A 13940-nucleotide genomic window follows, 5' to 3' on the forward strand; every position below is an offset into this window, starting at 1 on the left:
GGAGGGACGGGGGAAACGCTTCTTCGAACGCACGGCTCATCCGATTGTCCGGCTGGTCCCGCCTCCCTCGTTCCAGTGAACCCGGGCGCCGCACAAGGCCGGTCGGTGAACGCGGGCATAGCGTCGACAGCATGGCAACGGCTGTGGCCGGCAGGGATTCCGCCGGCAAGGAAGAAGACGCAAGAGCGGCGCACGCGAGAGGCGCGGACCCCGACGGCGGTGCCCGTGGATACGGCGGCGGCCGGGCCCTGGGCGCCCTGCTCGTGGTCGCGGGGTTCATGGGCCTGCTGGCCGCCTGGGTGATCACACTGGACGAGTTCCATCTGCTCAAGGACCCTAATTTCACCCCGGGTTGCAGCCTGAACCCGGTGGTGTCCTGCGGCAGTGTGATGAAGAGCGCCCAGGCGTCGGTGTTCGGGTTCCCCAACCCGATGCTGGGCCTTGCCACGTATCCGGTGGTGGTCGCGACCGGTGCGGGCCTGCTCGCGGGCGCGCGGTACGGCCGCTGGTACTGGCTGGGCCTCAACGCGGGCACGCTGTTCGGGGTCGGGTTCTGCTCCTGGCTCCAGTTCCAGTCGCTGTACGAGATCAACGCGCTGTGCCTGTGGTGCTGCCTCGCCTGGACGGGCACCACGCTGGCGTTCTGCTACGTGACGGTGCACAACATCAGGAACGGTGTGATCGCGGCGCCCGCGGGACTGCGCACCGCCCTCGGCGAGTTCCACTGGCTTGTGCCACTGGTCTGGCTGGGCGGGATCGGCATGCTCATCCTCACCCGCTGGTGGGACTTCTGGACGGGATGACGGTCAACACCGCTGAACGCGAAAGACGGAGCGGATGCGTGGAGCCCCAACTCCACACATCCGCTCCGTCGTGTTCCCGAGGGGGGAGGCTTCCCGAGGAGGGAGAAGACCAGCCCGGTGTCAGCGGTTGCCGCAGGCGTTGCCGAACGCGGGGTTCAGCAGCCCGATGACGTCCACGCTGTTGCCGCAGGCGTTGACCGGGACGTGGATCGGGACCTGGACGACGTTGCCGGACAGGACGCCCGGCGAGCCGACGGCCCCGGCGTTCGCACCGCCGTCCGCGGCGGCCGTGCCCGCGGCGGAACCCGCCACGATACCGGCTGTCGCAACGAGGAGAGCTGCCTTCTTGATGCCGTTCATGCGATTACCTTTCCTTGGCGTTTTGTCAGTTTATGTACGAGCATCGATACCTGAAGCAGGCGACCCGGTCTCGTACACAAACTCCACCGCCTGGCGTAATCGCGCGTCATCGCCGGGCCGTTGCGGGGTCACCGTGAGCAAGCCCCGTGGCCCCCAAGCCGCGCGCGCGCGGGGGGGGGGGGCGGGGCGGCGGCGGGCGCCGCGCGGGGGCGCCCCCCCCCTGGCTCCCCCGGGCGGCGCCGCGGGGGGGGGGGGGGGCCCCCCTGCCCCCCCGCGGCCCCCCCCCGGGGGGGGCGGGGGGGGGGGGGGGCGGGGGGCGGGGCCCCCCCGCCGGGTCAGCCGCCCAGCGGAAGGCCGCCGAGGAGGGAACCGACACCCTCGACGGCGTTCTGCTTCTTCGCAGTCTGCTTCGGCGCGCTGTGCTTCGCGGTGCTGTGCTGGGGCGCGTTCTGCTTCGCCGGGGCGGGCTTGGCCTTGCCGAGGCTCTGGGCCGTCTCGCTGACCGCGTTGACCAGCGAGCCCTTGTTCTCGGTGTCCAGCGCGTTGGTGTTCAACGGCGAGCCGCTGCGCAGCCCGTTCGCCGCCAGCGAGTCGATGCCGCCGTTGAGGCTGGTGGGAGTGAGACCGTCGGCGAAGGCCGGAGCCGCCGCACCGAGGGCGACCAGGGAACCTGCGACGATCGCGGCAACCTTCGTGGACTTCATTTCGTCAACCTTCTTTCGCGTGGACTGCGATATCCCTAACGAGCCCTCGCGCCCCCTGGAAACTCGGAAGCGGCCGAATTCCACCGGCGCCACTCGTACGCCTGGCACTGGGCCGCCGCGCGTATCGATTCCCGCGCCCGGTCGTTGCGCACCCGGTCGTTGCACGCGGACGGCAGACGGCAGACGGCAGACGGCAGACGGCAGACGGCAGACGGCAGACGGCGGACAGCGGACACGGCCCGGCCCCGGCGGTGTGCGCCGGGGCCGGGCCGTGTGACGGCGGGCGGTTCAGTCGAGCAGGGCGGACGGGTCCGTCAGGCCGGGGTGGGCGAACGCCGGCAGCGTGGAGGCCCCGGGCGTCACCGAGGCGGGCAGCGTGGTGGCCTCGGGGTCCCCGGTGCCGGGCTGCGCGGGCAGGTCAGGCAGGTCCGGCAGAGTCGGCTTCGGCAGCCCGCCGTCCAGCACGTTGGCGACGATCACGTTGACCAGCTGGGTGGTCGTGGCGGTGACCTCGTCGCCGGTCTTCTGGGTGTCGCCCGCCGCCGCGCCTGCGGCGAGGTCGTCCACCGACTTCTTCAGCGCGTCGAGGGCCTTGCCGACGGTGTCCGCGGGGGTGTCGGCGCGGCTGTTCGCGGTCGTGGCGGAGGCGGTCGCGGACTTCGCCGCGGCGATGGCCCTCTCGGCGTCGGCGGCGAGCCGCGCGGTGCCGGCGTCCGCCAGCTTGTCGTGGTCGGCCTTGACGACGGTGTCGAGCAGCGTGGTGACGGGCGCGAGCACACCGCTGAGGTTCTTCAGCGTGCCGACCTGCCCGGCAGGCGTGGCGGCGTCCGGCAGCGGGCCGCGCGCGGGGCCGGGCCGGGCCGTCGCGAGGCCTCGGCCGGTGTCGTGCGGGGAGTGGGCCGCGGCGGTCGCGGGGCCTGCGGTGCCGAGGGCGAGGGCGGCGCAGGCGACAGCCGCCGCGGCGCTCAGAGAGAGCTGGGGACGCATCGTGCGGGGGTCCTTTCGGAACGCGTGGGGACGTTCTCCTCACCGTGTGTTCCACCGCCGCGCCCCGCAACGTGCCCCGGTCCGAACGGGTGGCTGACACGTCCTCATGCGGCCCAATCCGGCACCTCGGCTGACACCGCCTCAGGCGCACGGCCGCCGACGCCGACGCCTCCGCCGCGGGGTGCGGGGCGCGTACGGACGGGGCGGGTACGGACCGGGCGCGTATGGACCGGGGTGCGTATGGGCAGAGGAGCGCCTGCGGACAGGCGGAAGCCGCCCTGCCGAATGTCGGCGGGGCGGCTTCCGTGGTGCTCGCCGGGGCGGGAGGCCTCAGGCGTTGACGCAGGTGTTGCCGAACGCGGGGTTCAGCAGACCGATGACGTTGATGGTGTTGCCGCAGACGTTGACCGGCACGTGGACCGGGACCTGGATGGCGTTGCCGGAGATGACACCGGGGGAACCGATGGCCGCGGCACCCGCGCCGGCGTCGGCGAACGCGGCACCGGACGCGCCGGCGACAGCGGCGACCGCGGTGGTGGACAGAACAACAGCCTTCGCGATACGCGACATGGGGATGAGGCTCCTCGGTGAGACAACAGAAAAACGAAATGCCGTGCGTGAATGCTCGACATACCGATCAACGCGGCGGGCGCCGATCGGTTGCTGCCCCGAATGAGTGAAGCCTGATCTCTTGTGCCTGGCCGCGCCCGCCGTCCCCCGGACACCCCAGCGTGGCTACGCCATATTCTCCATCCTCTCTGTAAAGGTGCCTATCGGTTCGGCCCGGAACGTTCTCCGGCCATCTGGCGGCATCTCACGGAGGAGCCCTGTGAGGACTTCAGCGATACGGACCGCGGCTGTTCGCACGCCCGGCGGTCGCCGCTCCGCGCCCGCGCGGCGCTCCGGAGCCCCATGCTGCGGAGTCCGGCGCTTCGGAGCCGGGCGCTTCGGAGTCCGGCGATCCGGGGCCCCGCGCAGATGTCGACGATCTTGGCGTTGACCGGATCAAGAGACAATCCTTTTATGCGAACAATTGTGGCCGCAATCCAGGTGTGTTCGAAGTGAAGTCCGCTTTGCCCGGCGGGGGAGACCGACTTGCTGTTCGATTCGGCGCGGGGCGTGACTCCCTCCGGTCCGGTGCGTTCTTCGTACAGACGGCAGTCAGGGACTGACCGGAAGCCGGTGCCTCGGCCGAGGGTCCCGCAATGGCCTTCCCGTCCACGAACGGAAAGAAGTGGAACGAAGTGCGCGTGACGTCCGGTATCCCCAGGGCCGACCAAGGCTTCACCGCACTGCATCTCGTCCAGCCCCCCGACGGCGGCGTGCCGCGCGTCGTCGCCGACCTCGTCGCCGCCCAGACCGCGGCCGGGCTCCGCGTCGTCGTCGGCTGCCCGCCCGGCAGCACCCTCGCCCCGGCCGCGGCCCGCGCGGGCGCCGACGTGCTGACCTGGGCCGCCACCCGCGAACCCGGCCGCTCGCTGCCCGGCGAGGTCCGTGCCGCGGCCCGGCTCCTCGACGCCGTACGCCCCGACGTCCTGCACGCGCACAGCGCCAAGGCGGGCCTCGCGGGACGGCTCGCCGCACGGGGCCGCGTCCCCACCGTCTTCCAGCCGCACGCCTGGTCGTTCGAGGCCGTCGGCGGCGCGCTGGCCGGCGCCGCGCGCGGCTGGGAGCGGTGGGCGGCCCGGTGGAGCGACCGGATCGTCTGCGTCAGCGAGGCGGAGCGCGCCACCGGCGTACGCGCCGGAGTGCGCGCCGAGTTCCGTGTCGTACGCAACGGCGTGGACACCGCGCACTTCACCCCCCATGCGCCGCCGGACGCGGGGGAGGAGCAGTCCCCGCTCGCCGGGCTCGGGCCCGGCGGCCTCGACCTCGACGCGGGCCCCGGGACCGGGCCTGCCCCCGTCGTCGTGTGCGTCGGAAGGCTCTGCCGCCAGAAGGGCCAGGACATCCTGCTGCGCGCCTGGGAAGCCGTGGCACGCGAGGTGCGGGGCGCCCGTCTCGTCCTCGTCGGCGACGGCCCCGACGCCGCGTCCCTGCGCGCCGCCGCCCCGCCGTCCGTCCTGTTCGCGGGGCCCGTCGCGGACACCGCGCGCTGGTACCGCGCCGCCGATCTCGTCGTCCTGCCCTCGCGCTGGGAGGGCATGGCGCTCTCCCCGCTCGAAGCCATGGCGTGCGCGCGGCCCGTCGTCCTCACCGACGTGGACGGCGCACGCGAGAGCCTGCCGCCCGGCCAGGCGGGCGCCTGCCTCGTGCCCGCCGAGGACCCCGCCGCGCTCGCCGCGGCCGGCGTCGCGCTGCTGCGCGATCCGCGGGCGCGCGCGGAGCTCGGGCGCCGGGCGCACGACCACGTACGCAGCACCTTCGACGTGCGGCGGACCGCCGCGGCCCTCGCGGGGATCTACCGCGAGGTCGCCGGCGCGCCGCACCCTGAACGCAGGGAGCCGATCGCCCAGTGAGCACGGAAAGCACCAGTGTTCCCTCGCCTTCGGGGCCCGCGCACCGCGCGGGGGCGACCGCGGGCCGCGTCACGATCGCCTCGCCGCCCCGGGACCACGCCTGGGAGCACGCGCCGCGCGGCCTCGGCACCTCCGGCCCGCTCGTGCCGCCGTCGCGCCGCCGCCCGGCCCGCACCCCGGCCCGGCGGGCGCTGCCGCTCGTCGCCGCCGACCTCGCGGGCGAGGCCGTGGCCCTCGCGGCCGTACGGGCGGGCGACGACGTGGTGCGGGGCGTCGCGGGCGCCGTTCTCGCGGCGTGCGTCGTCGCGTGCGTGACCGCGCTCAACGCGTACGCCGGGCTCTACGATCCGCCGCTCAACCCGTCGGTGCTCGACCGGCTGCCGGCGCTCGCCGCGCGCGTCTGCGTCGCCTGGTGCGTGGCCGCGGCCGGCTGCCAGGCGCTGTTCTCCGCCGCCGGCGCCTGCGCCCCCGCCACCCTCGCCGAGGGCGCCTGCGTGCAGCTCGCCGTGGCCTCGGCCTGCCGCGCCGCCGTGCACGCCCGGGCGCGCGCCGCGGCCAGGACGGGGGCGCGCCCCGCGCTCGTCGTCGGGACCGGCGCACGGGCGCGCGCCGTCGCGGCGCTCCTCGTCCAGCACCCCGAGTACGGGCTGCGGCCCGTCGGCATCGCGGATGCCGCGGCCGGCGAGCACCCCGTCGACCGGGCGGGAGCGGACGGGGGCGCGGCCCTGCCGGTGCTGACCGCCCCTGAGGACGTCCACCGGGCGATCGTCCAGAGCGGCGTCGAGGAGGCGGTCTTCGTCGGCGCCGACGCGCTCACCGGCCACGCCGGTCCGGCCGGGGCCGGCTTCGAGGGCCTTCTCCCGCTGGTGCGCGCGTCCGGCTGCGGCGTCGTGTTCGTCGGCGACGGCGGCTGGGAGACGGCGGCGGCCAGGCCCCGGATGACCGACCACCTGTGGGGCTTCGCGTTCCGCCGCCTCGACGCCCCCGGGTGGCGGCCCTGGCGCGGCCGGCGCGCCAAGCGGCTCCTCGACATCACCGTCGCCGCGCCCGCACTGCTCGCACTCTCGCCGCTCCTGCTGGGCTGCGCCCTCGCCGTGCGCCTCCTGGACGGCCCCGGCGTGCTGTTCCGGCAGGAGCGGGTGGGCCAGGACGGCCGCCTCTTCACCCTGCTGAAGTTCCGTACGCTGCGCCCCCTCGACGACCACGAGTCCGCGACCCGCTGGAACATCGCGGGCGACCACCGCATGAGCACGGTCGGCGGCATCCTGCGCAAGACCTCGATGGACGAGCTGCCGCAGCTGTGGAACGTGCTGCGCGGCGACATGAGCCTCGTCGGGCCGCGCCCCCAACGCCCGCACTTCGTCGCCAACTTCAGCAAGACCCTGCCCGGCTACGCGGCCCGCCACCGGATGCCCGTCGGCATCACGGGGCTCGCCCAGGTGCACGGGCTGCGCGGCGACACGTCGATCGAGGACCGCTCCCGCTTCGACAACCACTACATCGACCACTGGTCGCTCTGGCAGGACGTGTGCATCCTGGTGCGCACCGCCGTCTCGCTGGTCCGCCCGGCGGGCAGCTGATGACCGCGCCCGCGCCCGTGGCTGCGCCCGCGCCCGCGCACGCCCCGGCTCCCGCGACGGCTCCGCGCCCCCACCCGGCCGCCGACTGGCGGCGGTACGCGCACCTGCTGCCCGTCCTCGCCGTGATCGTGCTGATCGCGGTGCCCGCGCCGCCCGGCGGCAGCGCGTCCGAGGGCACGGGGACGGTGGCCGACGCCGCGTCCGGCGTCCTCGTCCTGTTCTGCGCGGGGCGCCTGCTGCGGCTGCGCGAGCGGACCCTCGGGCGCACCGCGGCCGTGGTGCTCGGCGCCCCGGTGATCGGCGTGTCCGTCGCCGCGATCGCCTCCCAGGACCCGGCGTTCAGCCTCGCGGGCGTGCCCCGCTACCTCCAGGTCTTCGTCCTCGTCCCGGCCTCCCTCGTGCTGCTGGTGCGGGACCGCCGCGACTTCGGCGTGGTGGCAGGGGGTCTCGTCGCGCTGGCCCTCGTCCAGGGCGCCGTCGGCGTCGTGCAGTACGCGACCGCCACCGGGGCGTCCTACGAGGGCGAGAACGTGCGCGCGGTCGGCACGTTCGGTTCGACCGACGTGATGGGCATGGCCACCGCGGTCTCGTACGGCCTGCTCATCGCCGTCGGCTACGCGCTGGACGAGCGCACGCCCCGGCGCCGCGGGGCGTGGGCGCTGGTGTGCGCCGCGCTGCTCGCGGTGCCGCTCCTGCTGTCGTTCAGCCGGGGCGCGTGGATCGCCACGGCGGCGGCGCTCGCCCTGATGCTGCTGGCCTCGGGGGTGCGGCGCGCGGTCGCGGTCGCACTGGTCGCGGGCGCCCTCGGGGTGGTGCTGATCGGCGGGGCGGGCGTCGGCTCGCAGATGGTCTCCCAGCGGCTCGCCTCCATCACCCAGGTCACCGACGACCCCGACCAGTCCGTCACCGACCGGTACACGATGTGGGCGGCGGCCCTGGACATGTGGCGCCAGGACCCCGTGACGGGCGTCGGCCTCAAGGGCTTCCCGGCGCACCGCGACGCCAACGCCTCGCTCGCGCTGTCGTCCGGCAGCGACACCGACGGCGCGGGCGCCGGCTACCAGCGCCAGCCGCTGCTGTCGCCGCACAACATGTATCTGCTGATCCTCAGTGAACAGGGCGTGGTCGGCGTGCTGGCGCTCGTCGGCAGCTGGCTCGCGCTCCTGGTGTGCGCCCTGCGCCGGCTCCCGGCCGCCCGGCGCACGCGCCGCGGCACGGGCGTCGCCGTCCTGGTGTGCGGGCTGCTCGTGTGGCAGCTCATCGACTTCGCGTACGCCGACATCGGCGGCCCCTCCACGGTCCTGACGGCGGTGATGCTGGGCCTCGCCGCCGCCTGGTCCCTCGGTACGGCCGCGACCTCGCGCGCGAGCGATCCGGCAGAACCGGCGCCGCGCCGATGACGGATACGACAGGACCCCGCCCCGCCGCGCCCGGCGTGCGGCTCCCCGTCGCGCCCGCGCCCGGCGTGCAGGCGCCCGTCGCGCCCGGCGCACAGCTGCCCATCGCGCCCGCGCGTCTGCCCGCGCCCGCGTCGCCGGGGCGGGACGCCGCCGCCCCCGGCGCGGAAAGCGCGGGAGCGGCGCGGCGGTTCGGGCGGGCCGCCCTGATCACCGCCGTGCTCACCGCGCTGGGCGCGCTGCTCGGCCTCGTACGCGACCAGGTCATCGCCCACCTCTTCGGCGCCGGCGCGGAGAGCGACGCGTTCCTCGTCTCGTGGACCGTGCCCGAGCTCTCGTCCACGCTGCTGATCGAGGACGGGCTGGCGCTGATCCTCGTGCCCGCGTTCAGCATGGCCGTGGCGCGGGGCTCCGTCCGCGCGCTGCTGCGCCGGACGCTGCCCACGCTCTGCCTCGTCCTCGGCGGCGTCTCGCTGCTGGTGCTCGCCGGGGCGCCCTGGGTGGTGGACGCGCTCGCTCCGGGGCTGCCCGACCACGCGCTCGCCGTGGACTGCACGCGCTCCACCGCGACCTGTGTCTTCACCTTCGGGCTCGTCGGCTACTTCAGCGCCGCCCTGCGCGCGCACTCCAGCTTCCTCGCGCCCGCCGCCGTCTACGTCGCGTACAACGCCGGCATCATCGCCACGATGCTGCTGCTCCCCGCCCGCCTCGGGGTGCGCGCCGCCGCGCTGGGCGTCGCCGCGGGCGGGGTGTGCATGGCGGCGATCCAGGCGCCGTCGCTGTGGCGCAGGGTGCGGGCCGTCCGGCCGACGGTGCCGCCCGGGGCGGTGCCGGGGGTCGGGATCGCGCTCGTCGCGCCCGCCATCGTGTTCGCGCTCAGCCGCCAGGCGCAGGTCCTCGTCGAGCGCTTCCTCGCCTCGCCGCTGGCCGCCGGTGCCATCTCGCACCTCAACTACGCGCAGAAAGTGGCGCAGTTGCCGATGGTGCTCTCCCTCATGCTGTGCACCGTCACGTTTCCCGAGGTCGCGCGCGCGATGGCGGCGGGCGACACCGCCGCCGCCCGCCGCCGCGTCGAGCGGGACCTCGCGACCGCCGCGATCGTCGTACTCCTCGGCACCGCGTTCGTCATCGCCTGCGCCCCGCAGATCGTGAGCGTCCTCTTCCAGCGCGGCGCGTTCGACGCGGCCGACACCGCGGCCACCGCGTCTGTGATGCGGGTGTACGCGTTCGGGCTGCTCGGGCAGACCCTCGTCGGCGCGCTCGTGCGCTGCTACTTCTCCGCCGCCCGCCCCCTCTGGTTCCCCGCGCTCGCCATGGGCGGGGGCCTCGTCCTCACCACCGCCTCGGGCGCGGGCCTCGTACGCGTGTGGGGCGTCCTCGGGATCGCCGCGGCCAACGCGCTCGGCATCAGCCTCACCGCCGTACTCCTGCTCGCCGGGCTCGGCAGGCGCAGTGTGCCGGTGCGCATCCCGCACGTCGCGGCCGGGCTCGCCAAGCTGAGCGCGGCGGCGGGCGCCGCGACCGTCGCGGGAGCGCTCTGCGTGTCCGTGCTGCCGGGCCGCTACCTCGCCCTCACCGCCGCTTCGTTGGCCCTCGCCGTGGTCTTCCTCGCCGCCGCCGTCGCCCTGCGCGCGCCGGAGGCCGACACCGTTCTCGCCGCCCTGCTCCGCTGCGCCCGTTCTGTCCGCACCCTCACCAGAAGGCTTGCCGATGCCCGCTGAGCGCCCGTCCGCAGGTCCCCTGTGGGCCGCCATGTACCACTCCGTCGCCGATCCCGCGCACGACCCGTACCGCGTCACCGTCTCGCCCCGCCGCCTCGACCAGCAGCTGCGCCTGCTGCGGCGGCGCGGCCTGCGGGGCGTGTCGATGGAGCGGCTGCTGCGCGCCCGCGCCGAGGGCTCGGACGCCGGGCTCGTCGGCCTCACCTTCGACGACGGCTACGCCGACTTCACCACCCACGCCCTGCCCGCGCTGCTGCGCCACGGCTTCACCGCCACCGTCTACGTCCTGCCGGGCCGCCTCGGCGGTGCCAACGAGTGGGACCCGCTCGGCCCCCGCAAGCCGCTCCTGACCGAGGACGGCGTCCGCGCGGCGGCCGGCGCCGGGATGGAGATCGGCTCGCACGGCCTGCTGCACACCGACCTCACCGACCGGGACGCCGTCGACGGCGAGCTGCTCGCCGCCGAGACCGCCCGCAGCCGCGAACTGCTGCGCGCCGTGACCGGCACCGACGTGACCGGCTTCTGCTATCCGTACGGCAGCGTCGACATGCGCGCGATCGACGCCGTGCGCGCCGCCGGCTACCAGTACGCGGTCGGCATCGACCCGGGCCCGCTGACCGGCCTGTTCGCCCTGCCGCGCGTGCACGTGGGACAGGACGACACCGCGACCCGCCTCCTGCTCAAACTGGCGCTGCACCGCGTGCGCCGCGAGCCCGTCCCGTACGGGCCCTACCCCGAGGTGCACGAGTCCGAGCTGCCGGAGCCCGCGCGGGAAGCAGCGTCCGCGCCCTCGCGGGAGGCGTCGGCGCCGTGAGAGTCCTGCATGTCATCACCGGCCTCGGCATCGGCGGTGCGGAGCAGCAACTCAGGCTGATGCTGCGGCACTTGCCCACCGACCACGAGGTCGTCACCCTGACCAACCCGGGCGCAGTCGCCGACGGGATCGTCGCCGACGGGGTGTCCGTGCACCACCTCGGCATGTCGGGCAACCGGGACGTGGGCGCGCTGCCCCGCCTGACCGGCCTGGTGCGGCGCGGCGGGTACGACCTGGTCCACACCCACCTCTACCGCGCCTGCGTGTACGGGCGGTTCGCGGCCCGCCTCGCCGGGGTGCGGGCCGTCGTCGCCACCGAACACTCCCTCGGCGCCCGCCAGATCGAGGGCCGCCCGCTGTCCACCGGTGCCCGCGCGCTCTATCTCGCGGGGGAGCGGCTCGGCTCCGCGACCGTCGCCGTGTCCGACACGGTCGCGCGCCGCCTGGAGCGGTGGGGCGTGCGGCACGACCGCATCCATGTCGTGCCGAACGGCATCGAGGCCGCCCGCTTCGGCTTCGACGCGGACGCCCGCCGGGCCACCCGCGAGCGGCTCGGCCTGCCGCAGGACGCGTTCGTCGTCGGCGGGGTCGGCCGACTCAGCCGCGGCAAGCGCTTCGACATGCTCGTACGGGCCGTCGCCGACCTCCCTCAGGCGCGTCTGCTGCTCGTGGGCGGGGGGCCGGAACGGGACGCGCTGCTGTCCATCGCGCGGCGGCGCGGCGCGGGCGAGCGCATCCTGCTCACCGGCCCCTGCGAGGACCCGCCCGCGGCGCCCGGCGCGCTGTCGCTGCCCGCGCTGCTGTCCGCCATGGACGTGTTCGTGTCGCCGTCGCCCGACGAGGCGTTCGGCCTCGCCGTCGTCGAGGCGCTCGCCGCCGGCCTCCCGGTGCTGCACGTGACCTGCCCCGCCCTGCACGACCTGCCGACCGAGGCCGCGCCCGGCGCACACCAGATCTCCGGCTCCGTCCCCGAGTTGATCTCCGAACTCCGCATCCAGCAGCGGAGGTTCATCCGCCGGCCGCACGAGAGGCTGCCCGCGCCGCGCGCCGCGGGCCACTACGACATCGCGCGCAGCGCCGAGCGGCTGCTGGCCGTCTACACCATCGCCACACGAGGAGCGAGTGATTAGGACATGACCGAGAAAACAGCGGCGACGCGTGAGCGGCGGGGCTTCCTGGCCCGCCTGAAGCGGCTGCCCGGCTGGAGCCTCGTCCCGGCCGCGGCCGTGGCGGGCGTCGTGGCGGGAAGCGTCTACGGAGTTCTCAGCACCCCCGAGTACAGCGCGACGAGCTACGTCGTCGTCGTGCCGACCGACAAGTCCGACCCGACGGCCGCGCTCGGCTTCGCCACCGCGTACGGCCGCGTCGCCCCGCAGGTCGCGGTGCTCGGCGACGCGCAGGTGTGGGCCGGAGTGCCGGTCCAGCGGCTCAAGGAGCACGTGACGACGGCGACTTCACCGGACGCGCCGATGATCTCCGTCACCGCGACCGACCCGAAGCCCGCCACCGCTGTCAATATGGCGGACGGGGTGGCGCGCGCCCTGGTGGCCAACGGCACGCACATGGAGGCCGGCACCAACGTCAAGGTGCTCCAGTTCTCGCGCGCCGTGAAGCCGACCGCGCCCACCTCGCCCTCCACCCCGCTCGCCGCGCTCGTCGGCGGCTGCGCGGGCGGCCTGCTGGGGGCGCTGGCCCTCCTCGTACGCCCGCGGCGCCGTGCGGTTGAGGCGTACGCGCCGGTGCCGGGCCCCGCGACGGCGGTCGTGAACGGCCACACCTCGCAGCCGGAAACGGTGTGATGGCCCGGGGACCCGCCACCACCCCGGTCGGTGGCCCGGCCGCCGGCACCGTGCCGGGCCCGCGGGACCCGGCCGCGCCCACGGCCCATGTGTACCGCACGGCCCGTGACTTCGCGGCGCTCGCCGACGAGTGGGACGCGCTGTTCGCGCGCTGCCGCACCGCCACACCGTTCCAGAGCCACGCCTGGCTGCACTCGTGGTGGCAGTCGTACGGCAGGCCCGGCCGGCTGCGCATCGCCGCCGTGCGCGGCGACGGCGGCAGGCTGCTCGCGCTGGCCCCGCTCATGCTGGCCCACCGGCCCCTGCCCGTACTCGTCCCGCTCGGCGGCGCGATCACCGACTTCTGCGACGTGCTGCTCGACGACGCGTGGGCGGAGCCTGCGGCCACCGCGCTCACCGACGTGCTCGCGGACCTGGCCCGTACCGCCGTGATCGACCTGCGCGAGGTGCGGCCGGGCGCGGCGGCCGAACGGGTCTTCGCGCAGTGGCCCGGCCCGCGCAGGCAGCTCGCCGACTCGCTCTGCCTCGAACTGCCGGGCGCTCCCGTCGCCGACCTCATCGGCCGGCTGCCCTCGCAGACGGGCCAGCGGGTACGGTCCAAGCTCCGCAAGGCGGACAGGCTGGGCATCGTGGCGCGCGCCGTGCCCGAGGACGAGGTGCCCGCGGCCGTGGCCCGGCTGCTCGACCTGCACGGCCGCCAGTGGGCGGGCCGGAACGTCAACCCCGAGCATCTGTCCACCCGGTTCAGCGAGCATCTGACCCGCGCCGTACGGGACATGACGGCGCGCGGCCACGCCCGCCTGACGGAGTTCCACCTCGACGGCGAGCTCGTCGTGTCCGACCTGACGCTCGTCACGCCCCGGCTCGCGGGCGGCTACCTGTACGGCGCGGAGCCCGTGCTGCGGGACCGCAAGGTCGACGTGTCCGCGATCCTGCTCCGCAACAGCGCCGGGTACTTCGGCCCCGGCACGCCCCCGGACGCCGCGCTGAGCATGCTGCGCGGCAGCGAGGAGTACAAGAGCCACTGGCGTCCCGAGCCGGTGCGCAACAAGCGGCTGCTGCTGGCCAGGCCCGCCCTGCGGCCCGCACTCGTGGCGCTGGTGGCGCGGGCGGCGGCGCGGCACGCGGCGGCCGGGGCGGTGAAGCGGTGGCGTGCCCGCGGCGCGGCGCCCGCCGCCTCCGCGAACAGCAGCACCCCCGCGGGCACTCCCGCGGGCACCGCCCCGGCGCCCGGCGGCCGGACCAGGGCCCGGAGCACGGGCAAGGGCCGAGCCGAGCACAGGGCCACGACCGAGCGCGGGGGAGGAGGCGGCGGT

Annotated in this window: 13 protein-coding genes; 9 read left to right on the forward strand and 4 right to left on the reverse strand. The window is 75.4% G+C overall.

Features of this window, described 5'->3' with window-relative positions:
* The first annotated feature begins 131 nt into the window (after positions 1 to 131).
* Positions 132 to 803, forward strand: coding sequence for a vitamin K epoxide reductase family protein (locus LCE31_RS25860; protein ID WP_225018150.1), 672 nt, complete (start codon positions 132 to 134; stop codon positions 801 to 803).
* Between the two features lie 120 nt (positions 804 to 923).
* Here the strand turns inward: LCE31_RS25860 and LCE31_RS25865 are convergent, their stop codons facing one another.
* The 4 genes from LCE31_RS25865 to LCE31_RS25880 form a co-directional block, all read right to left on the reverse strand.
* Positions 924 to 1163, reverse strand: a complete 240-nt coding sequence (locus LCE31_RS25865) for a chaplin (RefSeq protein ID WP_225018153.1) — start codon at positions 1161 to 1163, stop codon at positions 924 to 926.
* Between the two features lie 335 nt (positions 1164 to 1498).
* Positions 1499 to 1867, reverse strand: a complete 369-nt coding sequence (locus tag LCE31_RS25870; RefSeq protein ID WP_225018155.1) for a hypothetical protein — start codon at positions 1865 to 1867, stop codon at positions 1499 to 1501.
* 288 nt (positions 1868 to 2155) lie between these two features.
* Positions 2156 to 2854, reverse strand: coding sequence for a hypothetical protein (locus tag LCE31_RS25875; protein ID WP_225018157.1), 699 nt, complete (start codon positions 2852 to 2854; stop codon positions 2156 to 2158).
* Positions 2855 to 3184: 330 nt separating this feature from the next.
* On the reverse strand, positions 3185 to 3424 hold the full coding sequence (locus tag LCE31_RS25880) for a chaplin (RefSeq protein ID WP_225018159.1): 240 nt from the start codon (positions 3422 to 3424) through the stop codon (positions 3185 to 3187).
* Between the two features lie 635 nt (positions 3425 to 4059).
* Between LCE31_RS25880 and LCE31_RS25885 the strand changes: the two genes are divergently transcribed.
* From LCE31_RS25885 to LCE31_RS25920, 8 genes are all read left to right on the forward strand, one after another.
* Positions 4060 to 5313, forward strand: a complete 1254-nt coding sequence (locus tag LCE31_RS25885; protein WP_225018161.1) for a glycosyltransferase family 4 protein — start codon at positions 4060 to 4062, stop codon at positions 5311 to 5313.
* Positions 5310 to 6893, forward strand: coding sequence for an exopolysaccharide biosynthesis polyprenyl glycosylphosphotransferase (locus LCE31_RS25890; protein ID WP_225018170.1), 1584 nt, complete (start codon positions 5310 to 5312; stop codon positions 6891 to 6893). The genes LCE31_RS25885 and LCE31_RS25890 overlap by 4 nt, the downstream gene beginning before the upstream one ends.
* Positions 6893 to 8293 carry an O-antigen ligase family protein gene (locus LCE31_RS25895; protein ID WP_225018178.1) on the forward strand — a complete coding sequence of 467 codons (1401 nt, stop codon included), beginning with the start codon at positions 6893 to 6895 and terminating at the stop codon, positions 8291 to 8293. Before LCE31_RS25890 ends, LCE31_RS25895 begins: the two co-directional genes overlap by 1 nt.
* On the forward strand, positions 8290 to 10011 hold the full coding sequence (gene murJ, locus LCE31_RS25900) for a murein biosynthesis integral membrane protein MurJ (protein WP_225018180.1): 1722 nt from the start codon (positions 8290 to 8292) through the stop codon (positions 10009 to 10011). The genes LCE31_RS25895 and murJ overlap by 4 nt, the downstream gene beginning before the upstream one ends.
* Positions 10001 to 10825, forward strand: a complete 825-nt coding sequence (locus LCE31_RS25905; protein ID WP_225018182.1) for a polysaccharide deacetylase family protein — start codon at positions 10001 to 10003, stop codon at positions 10823 to 10825. Before murJ ends, LCE31_RS25905 begins: the two co-directional genes overlap by 11 nt.
* Positions 10822 to 11955, forward strand: a complete 1134-nt coding sequence (locus LCE31_RS25910; protein WP_225018183.1) for a glycosyltransferase — start codon at positions 10822 to 10824, stop codon at positions 11953 to 11955. Before LCE31_RS25905 ends, LCE31_RS25910 begins: the two co-directional genes overlap by 4 nt.
* A gap of 3 nt (positions 11956 to 11958) precedes the next feature.
* The gene (locus LCE31_RS25915; protein ID WP_225018185.1) at positions 11959 to 12624 is read left to right on the forward strand and encodes a lipopolysaccharide biosynthesis protein; all 666 of its coding nucleotides are present in this window, start codon (positions 11959 to 11961) and stop codon (positions 12622 to 12624) included.
* Positions 12624 to 13940: GNAT family N-acetyltransferase (locus LCE31_RS25920; protein WP_225018188.1), on the forward strand; the 1317-nt coding region annotated here is incomplete at its 3' end. The genes LCE31_RS25915 and LCE31_RS25920, both read left to right, overlap by 1 nt.

The sequence above is a fragment of the Streptomyces sp. 8L genome (genome assembly GCF_020176795.1).
GTDB lineage: Bacteria > Actinomycetota > Actinomycetes > Streptomycetales > Streptomycetaceae > Streptomyces.

Bases quoted from the DNA above. Each gene is read 5' to 3' on its own strand.
- murJ (WP_225018180.1), top strand. From the start codon at position 8,290: ATGACGGATACGACAGGACCCCGCCCCGCCGCGCCCGGCGTGCGGCTC.
- LCE31_RS25865 (WP_225018153.1), bottom strand. From the start codon at position 1,163: ATGAACGGCATCAAGAAGGCAGCTCTCCTCGTTGCGACAGCCGGTATC.
- LCE31_RS25905 (WP_225018182.1), top strand. From the start codon at position 10,001: ATGCCCGCTGAGCGCCCGTCCGCAGGTCCCCTGTGGGCCGCCATGTAC.
- LCE31_RS25870 (WP_225018155.1), bottom strand. From the start codon at position 1,867: ATGAAGTCCACGAAGGTTGCCGCGATCGTCGCAGGTTCCCTGGTCGCC.
- LCE31_RS25915 (WP_225018185.1), top strand. From the start codon at position 11,959: ATGACCGAGAAAACAGCGGCGACGCGTGAGCGGCGGGGCTTCCTGGCC.
- LCE31_RS25880 (WP_225018159.1), bottom strand. From the start codon at position 3,424: ATGTCGCGTATCGCGAAGGCTGTTGTTCTGTCCACCACCGCGGTCGCC.
- LCE31_RS25875 (WP_225018157.1), bottom strand. From the start codon at position 2,854: ATGCGTCCCCAGCTCTCTCTGAGCGCCGCGGCGGCTGTCGCCTGCGCC.
- LCE31_RS25895 (WP_225018178.1), top strand. From the start codon at position 6,893: ATGACCGCGCCCGCGCCCGTGGCTGCGCCCGCGCCCGCGCACGCCCCG.
- LCE31_RS25860 (WP_225018150.1), top strand. From the start codon at position 132: ATGGCAACGGCTGTGGCCGGCAGGGATTCCGCCGGCAAGGAAGAAGAC.
- LCE31_RS25885 (WP_225018161.1), top strand. From the start codon at position 4,060: ATGGCCTTCCCGTCCACGAACGGAAAGAAGTGGAACGAAGTGCGCGTG.